The sequence below is a fragment of the Methylobacterium sp. 174MFSha1.1 genome (assembly GCF_900116815.1).
Taxonomy (GTDB): domain Bacteria; phylum Pseudomonadota; class Alphaproteobacteria; order Rhizobiales; family Beijerinckiaceae; genus Methylobacterium.
This window is the reverse complement of the sequence record NZ_FPCB01000019.1, coordinates 35,536-57,542: the sequence shown is the minus strand read 5'-3', so window position 1 is coordinate 57,542 and position 22,007 is coordinate 35,536. Positions and strand designations below refer to the sequence as shown.

At 71.3% G+C, this 22,007-nt stretch carries 23 protein-coding genes; 17 read left to right on the top strand and 6 right to left on the bottom strand.

All coding sequences use genetic code 11. The features are described from left to right. Nucleotides 1–23 precede the first annotated feature (23 nt). A complete protein-coding gene (locus BM430_RS17410; protein WP_093568511.1) occupies nucleotides 24–224 on the bottom strand; it encodes a hypothetical protein in 201 nt (66 codons plus the stop codon). Nucleotides 225–468: 244 nt separating this feature from the next. On the opposite strand from BM430_RS17410, the gene BM430_RS17405 reads away from it, so the two are divergent. After that, nucleotides 469–1,515, top strand: coding sequence for a methyltransferase domain-containing protein (locus tag BM430_RS17405; protein WP_143132062.1), 1,047 nt, complete (start codon nucleotides 469–471; stop codon nucleotides 1,513–1,515). A 189-nt stretch (nucleotides 1,516–1,704) separates the two neighbouring features. Here the strand turns inward: BM430_RS17405 and BM430_RS17400 are convergent, their stop codons facing one another. Both BM430_RS17400 and BM430_RS17395 read right to left on the bottom strand, forming a co-directional pair. Further along, entirely contained in the window at nucleotides 1,705–2,955 is a 1,251-nt protein-coding gene (locus BM430_RS17400; protein ID WP_093568509.1) for an acyl-CoA dehydrogenase family protein, read from the bottom strand. A 210-nt stretch (nucleotides 2,956–3,165) separates the two neighbouring features. Beyond that, entirely contained in the window at nucleotides 3,166–3,621 is a 456-nt protein-coding gene (locus BM430_RS17395; protein ID WP_093568508.1) for a cupredoxin domain-containing protein, read from the bottom strand. A gap of 255 nt (nucleotides 3,622–3,876) precedes the next feature. Between BM430_RS17395 and BM430_RS17390 the strand changes: the two genes are divergently transcribed. From BM430_RS17390 to BM430_RS17370, 5 genes are all read left to right on the top strand, one after another. Next, nucleotides 3,877–5,496, top strand: a complete 1,620-nt coding sequence (locus BM430_RS17390) for an ABC transporter substrate-binding protein (RefSeq protein WP_093568507.1) — start codon at nucleotides 3,877–3,879, stop codon at nucleotides 5,494–5,496. Nucleotides 5,497–5,722: 226 nt separating this feature from the next. Beyond that, nucleotides 5,723–6,700 (top strand): ABC transporter permease, encoded by a 978-nt coding sequence (locus BM430_RS17385; RefSeq protein WP_093568506.1) that lies wholly within the window; start codon nucleotides 5,723–5,725, stop codon nucleotides 6,698–6,700. 5 nt (nucleotides 6,701–6,705) lie between these two features. Further along, nucleotides 6,706–7,569, top strand: a complete 864-nt coding sequence (locus tag BM430_RS17380) for an ABC transporter permease (RefSeq protein WP_093568505.1) — start codon at nucleotides 6,706–6,708, stop codon at nucleotides 7,567–7,569. Continuing rightward, complete coding sequence (locus BM430_RS17375) at nucleotides 7,566–9,194, top strand: ABC transporter ATP-binding protein (protein ID WP_093568504.1); 1,629 nt, start codon at nucleotides 7,566–7,568, stop codon at nucleotides 9,192–9,194. The genes BM430_RS17380 and BM430_RS17375 overlap by 4 nt, the downstream gene beginning before the upstream one ends. 12 nt (nucleotides 9,195–9,206) lie before the next feature. Further along, entirely contained in the window at nucleotides 9,207–9,998 is a 792-nt protein-coding gene (locus BM430_RS17370; protein WP_093568503.1) for a VOC family protein, read from the top strand. A 299-nt stretch (nucleotides 9,999–10,297) separates the two neighbouring features. On the opposite strand, the gene BM430_RS17365 is transcribed toward BM430_RS17370, so the two are convergent. Then, entirely contained in the window at nucleotides 10,298–10,858 is a 561-nt protein-coding gene (locus tag BM430_RS17365; protein WP_143132061.1) for a PAS domain-containing protein, read from the bottom strand. A 422-nt stretch (nucleotides 10,859–11,280) separates the two neighbouring features. Here BM430_RS17365 and BM430_RS17360 point away from each other — a divergent pair, with 422 nt between their 5' ends. From BM430_RS17360 to BM430_RS17350, 3 genes are all read left to right on the top strand, one after another. After that, on the top strand, nucleotides 11,281–11,781 hold the full coding sequence (locus BM430_RS17360; protein ID WP_093568501.1) for a DUF2721 domain-containing protein: 501 nt from the start codon (nucleotides 11,281–11,283) through the stop codon (nucleotides 11,779–11,781). A 63-nt stretch (nucleotides 11,782–11,844) separates the two neighbouring features. Continuing rightward, on the top strand, nucleotides 11,845–12,297 hold the full coding sequence (locus BM430_RS17355; protein ID WP_093568500.1) for a PRC-barrel domain-containing protein: 453 nt from the start codon (nucleotides 11,845–11,847) through the stop codon (nucleotides 12,295–12,297). Nucleotides 12,298–12,304: 7 nt separating this feature from the next. Then, complete coding sequence (locus BM430_RS17350; RefSeq protein ID WP_244539526.1) at nucleotides 12,305–13,288, top strand: hypothetical protein; 984 nt, start codon at nucleotides 12,305–12,307, stop codon at nucleotides 13,286–13,288. Nucleotides 13,289–13,557: 269 nt separating this feature from the next. Here BM430_RS17350 and BM430_RS17345 read toward each other — a convergent pair whose 3' ends face one another. Further along, entirely contained in the window at nucleotides 13,558–13,929 is a 372-nt protein-coding gene (locus BM430_RS17345; RefSeq protein WP_093568607.1) for a hypothetical protein, read from the bottom strand. Between the two features lie 166 nt (nucleotides 13,930–14,095). On the opposite strand from BM430_RS17345, the gene BM430_RS17340 reads away from it, so the two are divergent. The 5 genes from BM430_RS17340 (at nucleotide 14,096) to BM430_RS17320 (ending at nucleotide 18,731) form a co-directional block, all read left to right on the top strand. Beyond that, complete coding sequence (locus tag BM430_RS17340; protein WP_177303088.1) at nucleotides 14,096–14,770, top strand: HAD family hydrolase; 675 nt, start codon at nucleotides 14,096–14,098, stop codon at nucleotides 14,768–14,770. Between the two features lie 94 nt (nucleotides 14,771–14,864). Further along, nucleotides 14,865–16,013 carry an alpha/beta hydrolase gene (locus tag BM430_RS17335; RefSeq protein ID WP_244539525.1) on the top strand — a complete coding sequence of 383 codons (1,149 nt, stop codon included), beginning with the start codon at nucleotides 14,865–14,867 and terminating at the stop codon, nucleotides 16,011–16,013. Between the two features lie 605 nt (nucleotides 16,014–16,618). Next, nucleotides 16,619–17,710, top strand: coding sequence for a pilus assembly protein TadG-related protein (locus BM430_RS17330; RefSeq protein ID WP_093568499.1), 1,092 nt, complete (start codon nucleotides 16,619–16,621; stop codon nucleotides 17,708–17,710). A gap of 11 nt (nucleotides 17,711–17,721) precedes the next feature. Then, a complete protein-coding gene (locus BM430_RS17325) occupies nucleotides 17,722–18,174 on the top strand; it encodes a TadE/TadG family type IV pilus assembly protein (RefSeq protein WP_093568498.1) in 453 nt (150 codons plus the stop codon). Then, nucleotides 18,171–18,731 carry a hypothetical protein gene (locus BM430_RS17320; RefSeq protein ID WP_093568497.1) on the top strand — a complete coding sequence of 187 codons (561 nt, stop codon included), beginning with the start codon at nucleotides 18,171–18,173 and terminating at the stop codon, nucleotides 18,729–18,731. Before BM430_RS17325 ends, BM430_RS17320 begins: the two co-directional genes overlap by 4 nt. A gap of 27 nt (nucleotides 18,732–18,758) precedes the next feature. Here BM430_RS17320 and BM430_RS17315 read toward each other — a convergent pair whose 3' ends face one another. Then, nucleotides 18,759–19,739: a DUF2336 domain-containing protein gene (locus BM430_RS17315; protein WP_093568496.1), complete on the bottom strand. Its 981-nt coding sequence runs from the start codon at nucleotides 19,737–19,739 to the stop codon at nucleotides 18,759–18,761. Between the two features lie 346 nt (nucleotides 19,740–20,085). On the opposite strand from BM430_RS17315, the gene rpsF reads away from it, so the two are divergent. From rpsF to BM430_RS17300, 3 genes are all read left to right on the top strand, one after another. Continuing rightward, the gene (gene rpsF / locus BM430_RS17310) at nucleotides 20,086–20,574 is read left to right on the top strand and encodes a 30S ribosomal protein S6 (protein ID WP_093568495.1); all 489 of its coding nucleotides are present in this window, start codon (nucleotides 20,086–20,088) and stop codon (nucleotides 20,572–20,574) included. Nucleotides 20,575–20,577: 3 nt separating this feature from the next. After that, the gene (gene rpsR, locus BM430_RS17305) at nucleotides 20,578–20,829 is read left to right on the top strand and encodes a 30S ribosomal protein S18 (protein ID WP_012332436.1); all 252 of its coding nucleotides are present in this window, start codon (nucleotides 20,578–20,580) and stop codon (nucleotides 20,827–20,829) included. A 108-nt stretch (nucleotides 20,830–20,937) separates the two neighbouring features. Then, nucleotides 20,938–21,906 (top strand): DUF2232 domain-containing protein, encoded by a 969-nt coding sequence (locus BM430_RS17300; protein ID WP_093568494.1) that lies wholly within the window; start codon nucleotides 20,938–20,940, stop codon nucleotides 21,904–21,906. The last annotated feature ends 101 nt before the right edge of the window (nucleotides 21,907–22,007 follow it).

Sequence of the window (22,007 nt, the reverse complement as noted above, 5' to 3'; positions counted from 1 at the left end):
CTCCTCGCGTCACCCCTCGCGATCTATGGTGTCGCGCAGCGGCGGACAGGCCGCGCGGTCGCGCAATCGAGGCTGCATTGCTGGCGCGCGCCGCAGAACCACGACAGGCTGCCGCTCTTGAGGCAGGCGCCGCCGCACTGGCGGTAGGCGCCGTCGATCGGCCGGACATAGACCGGCTCGGTCAGCACCCGCGCCCGGCCCTCCTCCGCCGTGACGGCTTGCACGGCGGCGAGCGGGAGAAGGAGCGCCGTCGCGCAGGAGAAGGAGAGGCAGGGCCCGGCCGCCGTTTCATCGTGCGGCCATCATCGGGTCCGAGATTGGGCAGGTCGATGAAATTGCGCTTCATCGTCGATGCGGGCGGTGCGTCAGGCGCGAGCGGCGTCCGTTTGACAATCGCTCATCCTCTTCGAAAACTCTGCGTCAGCTCAGGTCGTACCGGCGTGCCGGTCGCCGCAGTGAGGGCCGGCCTTGCCCGACATTGATCCGTGGTACCTCGATCACCTCGTTTGCCCGGCCGAGGGCGGGCCGCTCCGCTGCGACGGAAGGGACCTCGTGTCGGGCACGGGCCGGCGCTACCCGATCGTCGACGGCGTCCCGGTCATGCTGCTCACCGACCGGCGCCAAACGATCCGCCTGGCGCGGGCTTCGATCGAGCGGGCGCATGGCCGCGTCCCGACCGAGTCGCGCTTCCCGCATTTCTACGTCGAAACCCTGGCACTCGGCACCGCGGAGCGGGAGCGGCTGGTCCAGCTCGCGGCCGGTAGCGAGTGCGCGATCGACCCCGTGGCCCTGATGCTGCTGCGCGCCACCTCCGGCCACGCCTATGCCGACCTCGTCGGCAACACGTCCTTGCGCAGCTACCCGATTCCGCGGATCGGCCTGTCGCCCGGCCGGGGCCGGAGCCTGCTCGATCTCGGCTGCAGCTGGGGACGCTGGAGCCTCGCGGCGGCGCGGGCGGACTACCGGGTGGTCGGGCTCGATCCCTCCCTCGGCGCCGTCATGGCGGCCCGCCGCATCGCCGGCGCGCTCGGTCACGAGATCCGCTGGGTCGTCGGCGACGCGCGCTGGCTCCCCTTCCGCGCCGGTGCCTTCGACACGGTCCACGCCTACAGCGTGCTCCAGCATTTCGCGAAGGATGACGCGCGCCGGGCGCTGGCCGAGGCCGGCCGGGTCCTCGCCGCGGGCGGGATCGCCAGGATCCAGCTGGCGAGCCGGGCCGGCCTGCGCAGCCTGCAGCACCAGTGGCGCCGCCGCTTTCGCGAGCCGCAGGGGTTCGAGGTCCGGTACTGGTCCCTCCGCGAGATGCGGCAGGCCTGCGAGGCGGCGATCGGGCCGGTGCAGCTGTCGAGCGACGGTTATTTCGGGCTTGGCTGGCAGTGGCAGGACTTCGCCCACATGCCGGCCCGGCTCAAGCCGGTGCTCATCGCCTCGGAGGGTTTGCGGCGCGCGAGCGTGCTCGTTCCGCTTCTGCGCCGCATCGCCGACAGCATCGTCTGCACCGCCGAGCGCACCTGATCGGGCCGCGGGTCCTCGCTCGTCGTCTTGGTCAGAAGATTCGGCACCGTCCAGGCGGGCGGCGCGGTGGTCCAGAGCATCCGGAGCGTCGTCTGCTCCATCGAAGGCATCGTCTTTCTGATGTGTCGCCCGCGCGAAACGCTTGTCCTTCGGACCGGGCCCGCGCGGACGATGCTCTTGTTGCAGGCGTCAGGCCTTCGGCCGCTCGCGGTTGCCGTACTGCGCCAGCTCCAGCCGGGCGATCGAGCGGTTATGGACCTCGTCCGGCCCGTCGGCGAGGCGCAGGGTGCGGATGCGGGCGTAGGAATAGGCGAGGCCGGCATCGCTGCTGACGCCGGCGCCGCCATGGGCCTGGATCGCGTCGTCGATGATCTTCAGCGCCATGCGCGGGGCCGCGACCTTGATCATCGCGATCTCGAGCTTGGCGCCCTTGTTGCCGACCTTGTCCATCATGTCCGCCGCCTTGAGGCAGAGGAGCCGCGTCATCTCGATGTCGGTGCGGGCCTCGCCGATGCGCTGCTCCCAGACCGAGTGGTCGGCGATGCGCTTGCCGAAGGCGACGCGGCCGAGCAGGCGCTTGGCCATCTTCTCCAGCGCCTCCTCCGCCACCCCGATGGTGCGCATGCAATGGTGGATGCGCCCCGGCCCGAGCCGGCCTTGCGCGATCTCGAAGCCGCGGCCCTCGCCGAGCAGCAGGTTCTCGGCCGGTACCCGCACGTCGTTGAGGATCACCTCGGCGTGGCCGTGGGGGGCGTCGTCGTAGCCGAAGACCGGCAGCATCCGCACCACCTCGATCCCGGGCGTGTCGAGCGGCACGAGGATCTGCGATTGCTGCTGGTGCAGGGGGGCGCTGGTGTCGGTCTTGCCCATCACGATCGCGACGGCGCAGCGCGGATCGCCGACGCCGGAGGACCACCACTTGCGGCCGCTGATGACGTAGTGGTCGCCGTCGCGGCGGATGCGGGTCTCGATGTTGGTGGCGTCCGAGGAGGCGACGTCCGGCTCGGTCATCAGGAAGGCCGAACGGATCTCGCCCGCCATCAGGGGGGTAAGCCAGCGCTCCTTCTGCGCCTTGGTGCCGTAGCGGTGCAGCACTTCCATGTTGCCGGTATCGGGCGCCGAGCAGTTGAACACCTCGGAGGCCCACTGGATCCGGCCCATCTCCTCGGCGCAGAGCGCGTAGTCGAGGTTGGTCAGGCCCGCACCGCGGAACTCGCCGTCGTCGTGCTGGGAGGAGGGGGGCAGGAACAGGTTCCACAGGCCCGCCTCGCGGGCCTTGGGCTTCAGCCGCTCGATCACCGGCACCGGCTGCCAGCGGTCGGTGCCGAAGGCCTCCATCTCGGCCTTGTAGGTCGGCACGGCCGGGCGGACATGCTCGTCCATGAAGGCCCGGACCCGGTCGCGCCAGTGGCGCTGGCGCTCGGAGAGGGTGAAGTCCATCCGCGATTCCTCCCGTCGCCGGGGTCTCGCGCCCCGGCCTGTTCGGGCAGGAGCCTAGCGCCAACCGCGCGCCAGCAAAACCGCCTTTTCGAAAGGGAGGGGAGGCGCGGGCCGCTTCAGTTCCGTACCGGATTTTCGAATGCTGAGCCCGGTCGGGGGAGGGGCCCGCCGCGACCGTCCGGGTGTCCGGGACGATCGCGGCGGTTCCGCCTACTTCGCCGGATCGATCAGCGTCAGCTTGCCGGTGAACGGCTGGTCCTGCTTCGACGTGGCGGTGCAGCCATAGGTGTATTCGCCCGGCGCGATGGTGCGCAGGCGGATCTCGCCCTTGCCGTTGGCCTTGACCAGATAGGCGTCGTTGCTCGCCACGTGGACCACGTCGCCGTCGTGGTGCAGCACGTTCTTGTTCTGGAAGATCTGCGGCGCGGTGAGCGACACCTGCAGGTTCGACTGGTTGGTCACATGGAGGTCGACGTTGGTCTGGGCCGGCAGGCGCAGCTCGGCGGGGGCGCAGCGCGGCGCGCCGTTCTCGGCGGTGATCGTCACCTCGACCGGGGGCATCGCGTCGGTCTTCGGCGGCGGCAGGTCGTTGGCGGCGCGGGCTCCGCCCGGCAGGACGACGGCGAGGACAGCGGCGGCCGCGGCGAGGCGGGCGGGGATCGGCATCGAGGATTCCTCACGGAGGGGTTGAACGAGGTCGAGGCCAGAACGCCAGGTCGCGCCCGATGTTTCCTCGCCCGACCGGTCGCCGCCCGCGACCCGATGCCCGATACCCGGGGGCAGGTGACAACAAATCTTCTCCGAATCGGGCCTGCGGGAGACGAAGTGCCTCCGGACGGAGCGGAAATTGCCGCGCTTCCTCCATTGCGCCGGCGCTGCGTTGCAGCAAGGATGGCGCCCGAACGACGACGGGGACACAGGATGATCATCGACCGCCGCGACGCCCTCAAGCGGGCCGGCCTTCTCGCGCTCGGCACCGCGGCCTGGAGCCCGGCGGCCCTGACGCGGGCGCTCGCCCAAGGAACCGGGACCCCCCGGCGCGGCGGCGTGCTGACGGTGCAGCTCAACGGCGAGCAGCGGGTGCTCAATCCGGCGATCCGCGCCTCGACCGGCGTCTACGTCATCACCTCGAAGATCGTCGAGCCGCTGGTCGACCTCGACCAGGACGGCAAGCCGGCCGGCGTGCTCGCGACCTCCTGGGAGGCGGCCCCCGACGGCAAGACCGTGACCTTCAAATTGCGCCAGGGCGTGACCTGGCACGACGGCAAGCCGTTCACGAGCGCCGACGTGCAGTACACCGCGATGGAGCTGTGGAAGAAATACCTCAACTACGGCACCCAGCTTCAGCTCTATCTCGACGCCGTCGACACGCCCGATCCGCATACGGCGGTGTTCCGCTACTCGCGGCCGATGCCGTTGAACCTGCTGCTGCGGGCGCTCTGCGACCTCGGCTACGTCGCGCCGCGGCACGTCTTCGAGGGCACGAACGTGCTCGAGAACCCGGCCAACACCGCGCCGATCGGCACCGGGCCGTTCAAGTTCGTCTCCTACGAGCGCGGCCAGCACGTCATCGCGGAGCGCAACCCGAACTACTGGCGCGAGGGCTTTCCGTACCTCGACCGGATCGTCTGGCGCTTCATCACCGACAAGGCGGCGGCCTCCGCCGCGCTCGAGACCGGGCAGGTGCAGCTCTCGACCTACAACGCCCTGGCCCTCGCCGATCTCGACCGGCTGAAATCGGACAAGCGCTTCACCGTGTCGAGCAAGGGGCTGGAGGCCAACGCCTTCAACAACACGCTCGAATTCAACACCCGCCGCAAGGAGCTGGCGGATGTCCGGGTGCGCCGGGCGATCGCACACGCCATCGACGTGCCGTTCTTCATCGAGAACTTCATCTACGGCCTCGGCAAGCCGGCGACCGGCCCGATCCCGTCCTCGTCGGCCGCCTTCTATCCGGACAACCCGGCCCCCTACGCCTTCGACCCGAAGAAGTCCGCGGCCCTTCTCGACGAGGCCGGGTTCAAGCGCGGCGCCGGCGGCACCCGCTTCTCGCTCAAGCTCGTGCCGATCATGAACGGCGAGGACGTGCCGTTGCTGGCCACCTTCATCCAGCAATCGCTCCAGGCGGTCGGGATCAAGGTCGACATCGTCAACCTCGACACGGCGGGCGCCCTTTCGACGGTCTACCGCGACTGGAACTTCGACCTCGCCACCGGCTGGCACCAGTACCGGGGCGATCCGGCGGTCTCGACCACGGTGTGGTACCGCTCCGGCTCGCCGAAGGGCGCGCCCTGGACCAACCAGTACGGCTGGCAATCCGACCTCGTCGACCGCCTCACCGACGAGGCGGCGAGCGAGCTCGACCCGGGGAAGCGCAAGGTGCTGTACGCCCAGTGGGTCAAGGCGGTGAACGACGAGATCCCGGTCTGGATGATGACCGAGCGCACCTTCCTGTCGGCGACGAGCAAGCGCGTGCACGGGGATCACAACACCCCGCGCTGGGGCTCGGGGGATTGGCACGACGCGTGGATCGAGGCGTGAGCGATCCGTCGATCACGCACGCGACGCCGAACCCTCCCCCCTCTGCGGGGGAGGGTGGCCTGCGGAGCAGGCCGGGAGAGGGGCAGCGCGACGTTAGAGGACGTGGCGCCCGTCATCACGGTCGCGACCTCTCCGGAAGCGTGGTTCCCCTCTCCCGCCCCGCTTCGCGGGGCACCCTCCCCCGCAGAGGGGGGAGGGGTCGGGGCGTCGCGCCCGGGGCCCACCCATGACCATCCTCCTCCTCGCGCTCCGCCGCCTCGCCGCCAGCCTCCCCACCCTCCTGGTCATCCTGGCGGGGCTCTTTCTGCTGCTCCAGCTCGCCCCCGGCGACACCGTGGACGCGCTGATGGCCCAGATGGGCGGCGGCGATCCGGCGACCGCCGAGGAGTTGCGCCGCTATTACGGGCTCGACCTGCCGGCGGCGGCCCAGCTCGCCCGCTACCTGTGGCGGCTGGTGCAGCTCGATCTCGGCCAGTCGGCGATCTACGGCAAGCCGGTCGCCACCGTGATCGCCGAGCGGCTGCCCGTGACGCTGATGCTGATGGGCGCCTCCCTCACCCTCGCCTTCGCGGGCGGCACCTGCCTCGGCGTGCTGGCGGCGCGGCGGATCGGGCAATGGCCCGACACCCTGATCTCGACCCTCGGGCTGATGTTCTACGCCACGCCCTCGTTCTGGTTCGGGCTGATGGGGATCGTGCTGTTCGCGATCCATCTCGGCTGGCTGCCGGCCGGTGGCATCGAGGAGGTCGGCGCCGGCTATACCGGCCTCACGCGCCTCCTCGACATCGCCCGCCACCTCGTCCTGCCGACCCTGACGCTCGCCCTCGTCTTCCTCGCCACCTACCTGCGGATCATGCGCGCCTCGATGCTGGAGGTGATGAACCTCGACTACGTCCGCACCGCCCGCGCCAAGGGCCTGGGCGAGACGGGCGTGATCGTGCGCCATGCCCTGCGCAACGCGCTCCTGCCGATGGTGACCCTGGTGGGCTTGCAGGCCGGCACGATGCTCGGCGGCTCGGTGGTGGTCGAGAGCGTGTTCGCACTGCCGGGCCTCGGGCGGCTCGCCTACGAATCGGTGGTGCAGCGCGACCTCAACACCCTGCTCGGCATCGTGTTCGTGTCGGCGCTCCTCGTCATCACGGTGAATTTTGTGGTCGATCTGATCTACGGCCGGCTCGATCCGCGCATCGCGGCGGGGCGCTAGAGGCCATGGCGGCTCTCGCGCGCTACGGGCGCAACCCGGCGGCCCTGCTCGGCGCCGTGCTCCTCCTCCTCGTCATCGCGGTGGCGCTCGCCGCCCCGGTGCTGTTTCCCAAGGACCCGCTCGGCCTCGCCGGCCGGCCGCTGCAATGGCCCTTCGTCAACCCGAAGGTCTGGCTCGGCACCGACGCGAGCGGGCGCGACATCGCCGCCCAGATCTTCCACGGCGCCCGGGTCTCGCTGCTGATCGGCCTCGTCGCCACGGTGATCGCCATCGCGATCGGCATCGCGGTCGGGGCGGTCGCGGGCTTCTACGGCGGGATCGTCGACGACGTCCTGATGCGGATCACGGAAGCCTTCCAGACCCTGCCGAACTTCCTCCTGCTCCTCGTGCTGGTGGCGGTGTTCGGCTCGGACATCACCACCGTCACGGTGGCGATCGGCCTCGTCTCCTGGCCGGCCCCGGCCCGGCTGACCCGGGCCGAGTTCCTCACCCTGCGCAACCGAGAATTCGTCCAGGCCTGCCGGGTGCTCGGCATGGGCGACGCCCGCATCATCGCCCGGGAGATCCTGCCGAACGCCCTGCCGCCGGTGATCGTCTACGCGAGCGTGGTGATGGCGGTGGCGATCCTGCTCGAGAGCGCGCTCGCCTTCCTCAACCTCTCGGACCCGAACGTCGCCTCCTGGGGCAACCTGATCGGGTCCGGGCGCGGCGTGCTGCGCACGCAATGGTATGTCTCGGCGATCCCGGGCGTGGCGATCCTGGTCACGGTGCTCGCCGTGTCGCTGGTCGGCCAGGGCCTCAACGACGCCCTCAACCCGCGCCTGCGCGGCCCCGCACCGGTCAAGACCGCCGCAGGGGAAGCGTCATGAGCGACCTCCTCACGGTGAAGAACCTGTCGGTCCGCCTGCCGGCGGGGGCCGACCGCAGCCATGCTCTGAGCGACGTCTCCCTGTCGCTGGCGGCCAACGAGATCCTGTGCGTCGTCGGCGAGTCCGGCTCGGGCAAGTCGGTGCTGGCCAACACGGTGATGCGGCTGCTGCCCGCGGGCGTGCGGCCCGATGCCGGAGAGGTGCTGTTCCGGGGGCACGACCTCGTCGGGGCGACGGAAGCGGAGATGCGGCGCCTGCGGGGCCGGGAGATCGGCATGATCTTCCAGGAGCCGATGACGGCCCTGAATCCCCTGCGCCGGGCCGGCGACCAGATCGCCGAGACCTTCCGCATCCACACCAAGCTCGGGGCCCGCGCGATCCGGGACAAAACCCTGGCGCTGCTGACCGAGGTGCGGATGCCGGATCCGGCGGCGGCGCTCCGGGCCTATCCGCACGAGCTCTCGGGCGGCCAGCGCCAGCGGGTGATGATCGCCATGGCGCTGGCGCTGGAGCCGGCGCTCCTCATCGCCGACGAGCCGACCACCGCCCTCGACGTGACGACCCAGGGGCGCATCCTGGCGCTGATCCGCGACATCCAGCGGCGGCGCGGCATGGGCGTGCTGTTCATCACCCACGATTTCGGGGTGGTGGCGGAGATCGCCGACCGCGTTGCGGTGATGCAGGCCGGGCGCCTCGTCGAGGAGGGGCCGGCCGACGCCGTGCTCAACCGCCCGCGGGCGCCCTACACCAAGGCGCTGATCGGCGCGGTGCCGCCGCTCCTGCCGCGCCCGCCCCGTCCGGCAGCCGGGCCCGCGATCCTGACGCTCGACCGCGTCTCGAAGACCTACCGCAAGGGCGGCGGCCTCATCCCGGGCCGGGCCCGGGTGACGCACGCGGTCCGGGACGTGAGCCTGTCGCTGCCGCGGGGCACGACGCTCGGCATCGTCGGCGAGTCGGGCTCCGGCAAGTCGACGCTCGCCCGCTGCATCGTGCGCCTGCTCGATCCCGATACCGGCACGATCCGCCTCGGCGACACCGATCTGGCCGGCCTGTCGCGGCAGGCGATGCGGCACCAGGCCCGCCGGGTGCAGATGGTCTTCCAGGACCCCTTCGCTTCGCTCAACCCGCGCCGCCGCGCCGGCGACCTGGTGGCGCAGGGGCCGATGCTGCACGGCGTCTCCCGGGCCGACGCGATGGCGAAGGCGCGCGAGCTGTTCGGCCTCGTCGGGCTCGATCCGGCGGCGATGGACCGGCTGCCGCACGAATTCTCCGGCGGCCAGCGCCAGCGCATCGGGCTCGCCCGGGCGCTGGCGCTGGAGCCCGAACTGCTGGTCGCCGACGAGCCGGTCTCGGCCCTCGACGTGTCGGTCCAGGCCCAGGTTCTGGCCCTGCTCGATTCGTTGCGCGACCGGCTCGGGCTGTCGATGCTGTTCATCACCCACGACCTGCGGGTCGCCGGCCAGATCTGCGACCGCATCGCGGTGATGAAGGACGGCGCCGTCGTCGAGGCCGGCCCGACCGCGGAGGTCTTCGCCGCCCCGCAGGCCGCCTATACCCGCGCCCTCCTGGAGGCGGTGCCCGGCCGCTCCTGGATCCCCGGCCGTCCGCAGATGCCGGCCGCCTGAAGAGGAAACGTCATGTCCCTCACCCTCGACCACCTCGTCATCGCGGTCGCCGACCTCGACGCGGCCTTCGCGGATTATTCCAGCCTCGGCTTCACGGTGATCCGTGGCGGCGAGCACCAGAACGGCATCACCCACAACGTGCTGGTGGTGCTTCAGGACGGCGCCTACCTGGAACTGATCGCCTTCAAGAAGCCCGAACCCGGCAACCGCTGGTCGGAGGTCTATCACCGCGCCGGCGAGGGCTTCCTCGATCACGCGCTGCTGCCGTCCGCCATCGAGGCCGACGTGAGGGCGGCTCAGGAGCGCGGGCTCGACATCGCCGATCCGGTCGCCGGCGGCCGCTTCCGGCCGGACGGCGCCCGCCTCGACTGGAAGACCGCCCGGGCGCCGGGTTCCGACGTGCCGTTCCTGTGCGGCGACGTCACGCCCCGCGCATTGCGCGTGCAGGAGGGCGACGTGCGCCGCCACGACAACGGCGTCACCGGGGTCGCCTCGCTCACGGTGGCGGTGCGCGACGTCGCGGCCTCCCGCGCCCGCACCGCTGCCCTCCTCGGCACCGGGGCCGAGGCGCCGATCGTCGAGGCCGAGATCCTCGGGAGCCCGGCCCGCGCCGTGACCCTGCCGCTCGGACCGGCCACCACCGTCACCCTGGCGAGCCCGACGGGCGCGGACGGGGTGCTGGCCGGGGCGCTGGCGGAGCGGGGCGAGGGCCCGGTCGCGGCCGTGTTCCGGGCCGCCGCGGCCGCGGGCGACCTCGACCTGCGCCTCACCCACGGGGCGCGGCTGGCGATCGTGGCGGGGTGAGGCGACGGCCGGCCGGGCTGTGACCGGCACAGATTCGGTGCCTGTTCGACGTGAAAGCCCGCCTTGAAACCCTGTGCGTCATCCCGGGGCCGCGACAGCGGAACCCGGGATCCATAACCGCCGACGCTTCAGGATGAAGCGGAACGCTGCCCGCCTCTTCAGGAGACCTCAGCGGTTATGGATCCCGGGTGCTCGACTTCGTCGAGCCCCGGGATGACGCAGAGGATGTGATATCTTTGGATTGGTCGAGCGGAATCGAGAGCGACGTCGCGACCGGGACAAACGAGCCGGCGACGCCCTCAGTTCTTCCACACCGAGGGCCCCTGATCCGCCGCGAGGCCGCGGCCGATCTCCAGGAGCAGCATGTCGGCGAGGCGGTGCAGGAACGGGTCGTGCCAGTCGTCGACGGCGCGGCGGACCGCGATGCCGTGCTCGGCCGCGCGCTCCAGGGGATGGGCCTGGCCCCCGGTCAGGTCGATGACCACGCCGCGCCCTTCGAGCGGCCGGCCCGACGCGTCGCGGGTGCAGCGGCCGCAGGACAGGACCCAGCGCACGCCGCCGTCCCGCGACAGCAGGCGGTAGGGCAGGACGTAGGACCCGCCTTCCTCCGCGGCCCGCGCGATGCGGGCCTTCACGCCGGCCCGGTCGTCCGGATGGATGCGGTCGAGGAGAAGGGGAATCGGCGCGCCTATGCGCAGGTGGTCGGGATCGAGCCCGTAGAGGGCCGCCATGCGGGCATCGCCGCACAGGACGTTGCGCCCGATGTCCCACTGCCAGGTCGCCACCGCATCCGGCGCCGCGCAGGCCGCGGCCAGCCCTCCCGGCGGCGGTTCCGCCAGCGTCCCATCTCGTCCCCGCACGCACCCCTCCGCTGGAACGCGTTCCGACGGGTTGCCCCCCGGAAAGCTGCAACTCCTGCGAGTACTAGTAGTTTTGTACCGGCCGGGCGTCAAGGTTCCGGTGGGGCGGCGGCCTCCGGGTCGTAATGCATCCTCGGCATGATCCGGATGAGGAGCCGTTCGTCGCAAGATGCCGGTCGGATCGCGCGCAATGTGGGCGTGGCACCTCTGCGTGCAGGATGTCGATTGCCGCCATCCTGTGCAAAGTACTCTAATGGAGTACTTGTGCCCTGGTCGATCGGTCGGCTCCCTCTGCCGCGCTGCAGCATCCGCGTCGCGTGATGCCGTTCCGCTGCCACGCCCTATATCGCGCCGGATCCGGTCCGGTGCCCGGCCGCGCCGCCGCCTCCGGGGCGGATCCTCCCGCCCGCCCCTGCTCTCGCATGCTCCCCTCCGCCGATCCGTCCCAGGTCGATTCGACCGCCCACATCATCCAGGTGGCGCTGACTCCGGTCTTCCTGCTCTCCGGCATCGCGACGCTGCTCAACGTCTTCTCGACCCGCCACGCCCGCATCGCCGACCAGGTCGAGAAGCTCTCCGACCGCATCACCGAGCGGCCCGGCGACCAGGCCCGGCTCCGGGACCTGCGCCGGCGCAGCCTCGCCCTCGACGTGGCGGTGGTGGTCGCGGCGCTCGGCGGCGTCGCGATCTGCGGCGCGGTGCTGACCCTCTTCCTCGGCACCCTGCGGGACGCCGCGGTGGCGAGCGTGCTGTTCTTCCTGTTCGGCGCCGCCATCGTCTGTACGCTCGCTTCGCTCACCGCCTTCGCGATCGAGATGACGCTGGCGAGCCGCACGGTGCGCACCGAGGTCGACCAGCAGCAGCGGGAGGAGGCCGAGGAGAGCGCAGAGGAGGAGAGCGCAGAGGAAGCCAAGGTGCGCTGATCGCGCGGAACCGTTGCGGGCGAGCCCGGTTCCCCCGAGGCACACCAGTCCCGGAGTCCCGCCATGCCGACCGAACTCCCGCAGAACCGCGCCTCGCCGAACGAGCGTGCCTACCGCGAGCCCGGCACGATGGAGCTCGACCCGTCCGGCGACGGCGTCGCCCTCGACGAGACCCGCCGGCTGATCGCCTCGAACAAGGTCGAGGGTACCGCCGTCTACGACCGCAAGGGCGAGCATCTCGGCAGCGTCTACAACTTCATGGTCGACAAGGTGACCGGCCAGGTCGCCTACGCGGTCCTGTCCTTCGGCGGCTTCCTCGGCTTCGGCGAGAGCTACCACCCGGTGCCCTGGAAGTCCCTGACCTACGACGTGCGGCTCGGCGGCTACGTCATCGACATCGACGCCGACACCCTCGCGGGCGCCCCGCGCCACGGCCCGGACGAGGACCCCTTCACCGATCCGTCCTATGGCGGGCGCCTCGACGATTATTACGGCGGCCGGGCCCCGACGATCTGAGACGGTCATGACCGAGGCGGGGCAGGAGGACAGGCGAGAGGACAGGCAGGACGCGCCCGACGCGCCGCGGGCGCCTGCCGGCGAGGTCGCCCGCGGGGCGGGCTTCGCGGTGGCGCCCGGCACCGCCAAGCGCCCCGGCGTGCTGGTGGCGATGCCGTTCGACCGCGCGCTCCTGGCCCGCTTCAAGGAGACGTTTCCGACCGCCCGCTGGCGGCGCAAGCTGCGGCGCTGGTTCGTGCCCGGCACCACCGCCGAGCAGCGGGCCGATGCCTGGATCGCCCGGGAGATCTCGGCCCTCGACGCCTACGGCGACGACAAGGGCCGCGACGCCTACGCCTTCGAGCCCCTGGAGAGCCCCTACCTCGCGGCCGAGACCGACGCGCTCCTCGTCCGCACGCCCTATTCGCGGAGTGTCGTCGATACCCTGCGCACCATCCCGTTCGCCGCCTGGGCGCCGGAGATCCGGGCCTGGCGGGTGCCCTGGCGCTCCTACGAGGCGCTGAAGGCGGTCTGGCCGGTGATCGAGGCGGCGGCGGCGGCCAGCGAGCCGGCGGCACGGCGCGCCCGGCGCGAGGCCGCCCGCGACCCCGCGGCGGAAGCCGAGCGTCGGCGCCGGCGCCACCCGGTGCCGCGGAGCGATCCCCCACCGCTCGGCGCGGCGGTCGAGGTGGCGGAGGCAGGGGTGGTGGTGTTCGAGGCCCTCGACGACGCCCCCATCGCCGAGACCGACGCGCTCGCCCAGTATCCGGCGATCACCGCGCCGGGGCCGCTGGTCTGGGGCTGGTGGCGGATCCCGACCTTCGGCGAACTCGCCGAGGCGGTGCCGGCGGCGGCGGCCGACGCGCCCGGCCGCGGCTGGTGGCCGGCGACCCGCGCCGGCCTGGAGGAGCGCCTGCGGCGCCTGCGCGAGACCGCGCGGGCGCAGGAGACCCGGGCCCGCCGCGCGGCCGCCAAGGCCGATGCGGAGAGCCGCGAGTCTCGAAGCTCCTAGAGCTTGCCGCTCAGAGCCTGTTTGAGTTGGCCGACCGCATTGAAACCCTCGATGTCATCCCGGGGCCGCGGAGCGGAACCCGGGATCCATAACCGCTGACGGTGCAGGATGAAGTGGAACGCTGTTCGCCTCTTCCGTAGACCCCGGCGGTTATGGATCCCGGGTTCTCGTCTTCGACGAGCCCCGGGATGACGTGGAGGGATGTCGGCCTGTGTGCAGATCGTTCGGCGCAACCGCTCAAACAGGCCCTCAGAACTTCGACTCGCCGCTCAGAACTTCCCGCCGAGCCCGACCGAGCCGCCCGAGCCCATGGTGGGCGACAGGCTGCTGCCGCCGCTGCCGCTGGCACCGCCCTCGCCCTCGATGTCCTCGCGGCGGATGCGCCGGGGCGGAGCGCTCAGGGTGTCGCCGCTCGCGCGGGAATTGGTCGGGACGTTGAGGCGGCGGGTCGGCTCGGTCGCCGCCTGGGCGAGGTCGCCGCTGCTGCGGGCCGGCAGCTTCACGTCGCCGCGCAAGGAGGGCGGCGGGCCGACATCGCCCGCCGGGAGCACGCCGCCGACCTGGCCGAGGGGATTGCTGATGCAGCCGCCCGCGAGCGCGGCCACGGCCGCGACGAGGCAGGCTCTGGACAGGACGGACATCGACACTTCCCGGGTTCTCGAAGGAGCCGTCCCACCGGCCGGCGGGAACGGCGTTGACGAACCTCTAACGGTCGCGCTGCTCGAACGCCAGCCGCGCCGCTTCAGCCGCACGGAACCCCGGCGCTTTGCATGGCTTTCGTGCTCGGCTGCAACAGGAGTATCCCGCATGATCCGCCACCTGATCTTCGACATCGACGGGACCCTGCTCGACAGCGTCGACCTGCACGCGAAGGCCTGGGCGGAGGCCTTCGCCGCCTTCGGGATCACGGTCCCGGCCGACCGGGTCCGCAGCCAGATCGGCAAGGGCGGCGACCAGCTGATGCCGGTCTTCGTGCCCAAGGAGCGCCTGGAGCGCGAGGGCGAGAACCTCGAACAATTCCGTTCCGACCTGTTCAAGACGAAGTACCTGTCGGCGGTGAAGCCGTTTCCCGGGGTGCGGGCCCTGTTCGAGCGGTTGAAGGCGGAAGGGCACGTGCTGGCGCTCGCTTCCTCCGGCAAGGCCGAGGAGGTGGAGCACTACCAGGAGATCGCCGGCATCCGCGACCTCGTCGACGTGGCGACCAATTCCGACGAGGCCGAGCGCTCGAAGCCGCATCCGGACATCTTCGAGGCCGCGCTCGACAAGCTCGGCCGCCCGCCCCGGGGCCAGGCGATCGTGATCGGCGATTCGCCCTACGACGCCGAGGCCGCGGTGAAGGCCGGGCTGCCGGTGATCGGCGTCCTGTGCGGCGGCTTCCCGGAGGCGGGCCTGAGCGAGGCCGGCTGCACCGCGATCTACCGCGATCCGCAGGACCTGCTCGACGGCTACGACGCCTCGCCCCTGCGGCGCGGTCTGCCGTAGCGGGGCGGCCCCCCGCGCCGGACCCGCCCATCTTGCGGGATGGGGACGGCCATGCGAATCGTGCGGCGCTCCACGCTGACAGGATTGCCGTCCATTGCCCGGCCCGCGCCGCCTCGCCGCCCTGCTCCTGGCCTTCGCGCTGCCGACGGCCGTCCTCGCGCAGCAGCAGCCGCAGCCGGCGGGGCCTCCGAGCGCCGACGCGTCGGACTTCGCCCGCATGGAGGCGGCGCAGAACGCCGCCAACGCCGCGCCGGGCCCACGCACCGTGCCGGGCCGGCGCATCCCGGTGCCGGGCACGGTGAGCCCCGAATTCCAGGCGGCGATCGCGGCGCCCTACAAGACCCCGGCCTGGAACGCCGATCCGGGCAATGCGGCGGAGTGGAAGGCGCTGGTGGCGAAGCTCGCGGCCCAGACCGCCGCGCCCCTGCCGGCCCTGCGCGAGCGCCTCGGCGTGGTCTCGACCCCGGAGGTGATCGGCGGCGTCAAGGCCTGGATCATCGCCCCGAAGGTGGTGCCCGAGCGCAACCGTCACCGACTCCTCGTCCACATCCACGGCGGCGGGTACGTCTACAACCCGGGCGAGGCCGGCACGCTGGAGGCGGTGCTGATGGCGGCCTTCGGCGGCTTCACGGTGATCTCGTTCGATTACCGCATGCCCCCGGACGCGCCCTACCCGGCGGCGATGGACGACGCGATGGCGGTGTGGAAGGCCGCGCTCGCCCTGCAGCCGGCCGGGAACATGGCGGTGTTCGGCACCTCGACCGGCGGCGGCATGACCCTGGCGCTGATGCTGCGGGCCCGGCGCGAGGGGCTGGCGCTCCCGGCCGCCATCGCTCCCGGCACCCCCTGGTCGGACCTGACCGAGACCGGCGACAGCTACAAGGCCAACGAGTGGCTGGACAACGTGCTCGTCTCCTATGACGGCGTGCTGACCCGGGCGGCCAAGCTCTACGCCGACGGCCACGACCTGCGCGACCCCCAGCTCTCGCCGATCTACGGCGACCTGCGCGGCCTGCCGCCCACCATCCTGACCACCGGCACCCGCGACCTCTTCCTCTCCAACACCGTGCGCACCCACCGCAAGCTGCGCCAGGCCGGGGTCGACGCCTCGCTCCAGGTGTTCGAGGGCATGAGCCACGCCCAGTACCTGTTCGATCCGGACGCGCCCGAGACCCGCGAGGTCTTCACCGAGATCGCCGCCTTCCTCGACAAGCATCTGGGGACGGCCGCGAAGGCTCCGTGACGGAATGCGGCCGCGGCCCGCCGGCCCCTGTCGCGCGACGCCCCGCCCTGTCCTGCTCGACGGGGCTCGAGGCTGCGACGAGTCCCGCGGCGGGAGGCCCGCCCGCCGGGGCGGGCCATGAGGCGCCCCTCACAAATCTCCCGACCACCGTCGTCGCCGGCTGCGGCAGCGCCAGTGCGGCGGCAGTTTCGTGAGATGCACGAGGCTCAGCCGTCACAGGCGCGGATTGGATCTATATTCCTATTTTCCGGCCGACGCTTCGACGAGACAACCGGCGCCGCGTGACAGTCCGCACTGCATTGGGCGGAGCATCTCGGCTGTTATATCTTGACCCCGGCTGGCACCGAGAGCCTCCGAAGTGCGCGAAGAAGTGGCTGACCTTCGGGCAGTTGAATTCGGCAGCTTGGCGCCGGGATTTGCAGGACTGCCCAGGACGATCCCTGTATTTTGCCCGCGTGCGCTGTTCGCGACGGCTGGAACGCCGGTCGCCGAGCAGTCACGCGGTGCGCGAAACGCAGATATGCTCGTTTTCGAGGGACCCATTATCGAAAAATAAGCAAATGCCGGCGCAGTTTCACTTGTGAGTCTATCGTCGGATCAATTTTATGTCATTGAACGATGAGAGCGGCAGCGTCGCAATCATTATCGCGATCGCGCTGCCGGCCCTTTTGATCGGCGTCGGTGGATCGATCGAGGCCTCTCGCGCCTTTGCTTACCGCCAGCGCCTGACCAGCGCGGCCGAACTGGCCTGCCTCCAGGCCAAGGCCTATATCGACGCCCGCAAGCCGCAGGACGTGCGGTCGACGGATGCCACGAAGCTGTATCCGGCCTCCGACATCCAGCCGATCGCCGACCGCGTCAAGGTCGCCAAGGGGCTCAACGCGAGCGACGTCCTGACGGCTACCAACACCACCGACATCAACGTCCACGTCTCGGCGACCGGACGGATGCCCATCGTCTTCAGCTCGATCCTGAAGATGCAGGGTGTGGACTTCGCGGTCGCGCGGGATTGCCCGGTCGTCTCGGCCGCCACCGCGCTGACCTCGAGTAGCGCGCCGCAGCTGCTGTTCACCGAGTCGTTCGAGAGACCGAGCCACAGCGTGCAGTACAACAGCTGGAGCGTGCTCGGCGGCGTCAAGAACGGCAACAGCTGGAACGGCTGGACGACGCAGAATGCCGGCATCGAGATCAACGGCCAGCGCGAACTGGCCAGCAACGTCGTTCGCTTCGGCGATTTCTTCGCGGAGCTGGACAGCGATTGCAACACCTCGGCGAATGCCGGCAACAAGAGTTGCCATTCGAACTCGACGATGTCGCGCATCATGGATCTGTCGCCGGGCAATTATCAGGTCCGGTACTGGTACATCGCGCGCCAGCGCGATCCGAACCAGCCCGGCCGGGTCATCTGCGGCGCCAAGGACAGCGACGTCTCGTGGTACCAGGTCGACGGACAGACCAACCGCATCGAAGTCTACGTCGAGAAGTCCGGCAACTACACCTTCGCGGCCTCCTCGATGGTCGATGTCTGCGTGCAGGCGGATGCGTGGACCGAGCGGGTGATCAACTTCGTCGTTCCGGTCGACCCGGGCGCGAGCACGACCGAGTACCGGATCAGCTGGCGGGCGGCGGGCCGGGAGGACACCTATGGCGGCCTGATCGACTACCTGCGCATCTGCCGCAATTCCTGCCCCAGCTGAGGCGCGAGGAGATGTGGCGTCATCGTCTCCGCGAACTGCGCGACTGCCGGCGCGGGGTCGCCTCGGTCGAGATGGCCTTCCTGGCCTGGCCGACGATCTTCATGATCATCGGCGCCCTGCAATTCGTCATTGCCCAGTACACGCAGGTGCTGTTGTCGAACGCGTTGTACGATTCGGCCTCGGCGCCCGAGCCGGAGCTGCTGCTCGCCAGCGCCGACCTCTACAAGACGACTTTGTGCGCGAAGATCCGCGTCATGCAAACGCAATCGTGCAAGGCGCAGGTCGTCGTCGAGATGATGCGGCTGACCGACGCGCCGACCGCGGCCACGGGCGTCACCGGCGCGACGTTCAGCGCGGGTTCGTCCGGCGACGCGCTGCTGCTGCGGGCGGCGCTGCCGACGTTGCGCATCCTGCCCCTCATTCCGGCGATCACCGCCCAAGCCTCGGTCGTGTTCCGGCGATGAGCGCGCCGCGCCGCCCGCGAGGGCTCGCCATCATCGACCGGTTCCGCCGCAGCGAACGGGCGTCGGTGGCGGTGGAATTCGCCCTTCTGGCGACGATCCTGCTGCTGCTGTTCGCCGGGCTGGTCGATTTCATCCAGGTCTCGACCATCACCCGCGACATCGAGCGCTCGTCGACGCAGATCGGGAGCCTGATCGCCAGCTGCTCCCGATCGAGCGACCAGAGCTGCACGACGAACACGATGAACGCCTACATGGCGCGGCAGGCCAACACCCTGGTCCGGTACAGCCAGAACCAGCCGACCGTCAGCATGGCGCAGATCAGCGAGAGTAACAACGCGATCAAGATCTGTGCCGGCAACATGACGTACCTGGAATCCGACGTATCGGCGAGCGCCCTCGCCCTGATGTCTGACAAGGACAACGCGATCGTCGTCGTCATCCAGATCAAGTACGTCGCCCTGTTCCCGCTGATCTCGCGTCTGTTCACCATCACCTCGGGCACCACCCTACGGGGATGGACGACGACGGTCCATTCGAGCGGGTCGAGCGTCTGCTGACGGCGGCCTCCGCGCTGCCCGCTTCGTTCAGCCCTGCGGCGCGACCAGCGCACGGGCCTGCGCCACCGTCACGGACCGGTAGGCCTGCACCGCCGCGCCGGCCGCCTCGGCGGTCGGGGCCGGGCCGGGGCGGGCCCGCAGGTAGGCGCCGAGGGTCGAGAGCCGCAGATCCGCCGCCCGCACGATCAGGGCGAGCGCCCGCGACGCCGGGGCGCGGTGCGCCGCCTCGGCCCGCTCGGGCGGGCAGCCGGCGAGGTGGGCGAGGCCGATCAGCGCCTCGGCGGTCCGGCCATGCGCGAGCCAGCTCCGCAGGTCGGCCTCATCGAGCCCGAGCCGGACCCGCAGGGCGACCGCCGCGACGGCGCGCCGCGGCGGGCCGGGGCGGGCAGCGGGCCGCAGGAGCGCCTCGCGCTGGCCCGGCAGCAGGCTGCCGCGGGCCGTGAGCCCCGCCGCGAGGCGGTCCCGGTCCTCCATGCGCGCGGACAGGAGCGTCAGCGCCGACAGCGAGAGCTGCGCCCCGCGATTGGCGACGAGCGTCCCCATCACCGCCTCGTCGCCCCGGTCGGCGAGCACGTCCGCCACCCGGGCGGCGACCGTCTCGCGCCGGGCGATGGCCGCGAGATGCACCGGTCCGCGGCTGCGGGCGACGCGCAGCAGCACCTCGTCGGACAGGGCGGCGCAGCGCGCCAGCACCGGCACCGCGACGCTCGCCTCGGGGTCGCAGGCGAGGCGCCGGGCCAGCTTGCGCGGCGGCCGGGCAAGCGCGGTGACCTGCCGGGCGAGCCGCCCGCGCGAGCCCGTGCCGGCCCCCTCGACGAGGACCGTCAGCACCTCGTCGAAGGCGCCGACCTGCGTGGCGGAGAGCCCACCGGCCCGGGCGACCAGGAGGTCGGCGACGCCGTCGAGGGTGCGGCCCGCATCGACGACCCGCTCGGCCGCCTCGACGAGGTCGGCGAGGGAGGCCGCCGGCGGCACTCTGTCGGGTCGGAAGGCCGCGGCCGACGCCATCGGGCGAGTACATCCTGTAGTGAACGCGGCGCTACCCTAGCGGCGCGATGGTTACGCCCGCCTTAGCGCCGTCCGACGCGCTCCCTCTTGCCTTCCTTCCCGAACCTGCTATAGGCCGCGCCTCGCGTTCGCTCCGGCCGGGGGCTGAACGGACGGTGTCGGGCTTGATGTCCGGCACAGGGGTCCGCCCCGTCGTCCCGTGTCTCCGCCTTCGAACAACCGCTCGGGCCTTTGCAGGCTCGAAGGGCTTGGCGCCGTGCGACGCGAGGACGAACCGGCCCGACGCCCGAAACCGCTTCCCGCGTGCTCGTGCAGCGGGCCTTAGTCTCCCTGAGAAAGGCCCATCATGGCTCTCTATGAGCATGTGTTCCTGGCTCGCCAGGACGTGACCTCGCAGCAGGTCGAAACGATGGTCGAGACCTACAAGTCCGTCATCGAGCAGAACGGCGGCAAGGTCGAGAAGACCGAGATGTGGGGCGTGAAGTCTCTCGCCTACCGCATCCGCAAGAACCGCAAGGCGCACTTCACTCTCCTCAACATCGACGCTCCCCCGGCGGCCCTCGCCGAGATGGAGCGCCAGATGCGCATCTCCGAGGACGTGCTGCGCTTCATGACCGTGCGCGTCGAGGAGCTCGAGTCCGAGCCGTCCGCGATGATGCAGAAGCGTGACCGCGACGAGCGCAAGGACCGCGAGCGCGGCCGTCGCCGCGATGACGACGGCTTCGGCGGCGGCTTCGGCGGCGGTGACCGCCCCGAGCGCGGCGACCGTCCGGACCGTGGCGACCGTCCGGAGCGGCCTGAGCGCGCCGAGCGCAACACGAACGAGGAGCAGTAAGCCATGGCTTTCGGTGCTGGTGGCGGCGGTGGCCGTCGTCCGTTCTTCCGTCGGCGCAAGACCTGCCCGTTCTCGGGCCCCAACGCCCCGAAGATCGACTACAAGGACGTGAAGCTGCTCTCGCGCTACGTCTCCGAGCGCGGCAAGATCGTGCCCTCGCGCATCACCGCGGTGTCGGCCAAGAAGCAGCGCGAGCTCGCCCAGGCGATCAAGCGCGCCCGCTTCCTGGGCTTCCTGCCCTACGTGATCCGCTAAATCTTTCGATCAACAACCCGGCGGCTTCCCGCCGCCGGGTCGCTGGGGCGTTCTCTTTCGCGCCTCTAACCCCGCCCGGACGGGCGGCGGGACAGCGGACAAGGTGTCATGGTTCGTCACACCGGCATCGGCGTCGTCGCCGGCCTCGCCTCGGCGCTCCTGATCGGGGTCGTCGTCCAGGCGACGCCGCTCGCGCTGGCCCTCTACCTGCTCGCCCCGCTGCCGATCCTGATCGTGGCGATGGGCTGGAGCCACAGGACCGGCCTCGTCGCCGCCGCTTCCGGCACGCTCGCCCTCGCGATCGTCTCGTCCCCCTTGCGCGGCCTCGCCTTCCTGGTCTCGACCGCGCTCCCCGCCTGGTGGCTCGGCTACCTCGCGCTGCTCGGCCGCCAGAAGTCCTCCGGCGGGCAAAAGTCCTCCGGTGGGATGGAATGGTACCCGACCGGCCGGCTGCTGGCCTGGGTCGCCGTCACCGCGGCGATCGCCCTCGTGGTCGTGGTGATGCTGTCCTCCGGCGACCACGCCGCCTACCAGGAGCGGGTCCGCCGCCTCGCCCGGGCGATGCTGCAACTGCAGATGCAGGAGACCCCGTCCCGCGGCGCCGGGCTGGAGGAGGACGACCTCGCCCGCATCGCCGAGCGTGTCGCGGGCCTCGCCCCTGCCATCATGGCGACGACCTTCACCCTGCTCCTGACCTTCTATCTCTGGGCCGGCGCCCGGGTGGTGCAGATTTCCGGCCGCCTCGCCCGGCCCTGGCCGGACCTGCCCGCCACCGCGCTGCCGCGCCGGGCCCTGTGGGGATTGGTCGTCGGTGCCGTGCTCTCGCTCCTGCCGGGCTATGCCGGCGCCTTCGGGGTGGCGCTGCTCGGCGCCCTCGCGGCCGCCCTGGCGCTGCAGGGGCTCGCCGCGCTCCACGACCGCAGCCGCGGCAAGCCCGGCCGCACGCCGATCCTGATCGGCCTCTACGTGCTGGTCTTCCTCACCCAGGGGCTGGCGCTCGCCGCGCTCGCCCTGTTCGGCCTCGTCGACGCCCTCACCGGGCGGCGCCGGCCGGCCCAAGCTCCTCCGGTGACCTGACCCCGCCGGTGGCCTGACCTTGACGAATCCCCGGGACGCCGCGAGGCGATCCGGTTCCCCGACGGCGGAACGCTCCGCCATCACCACCCGGGGCCGACGAG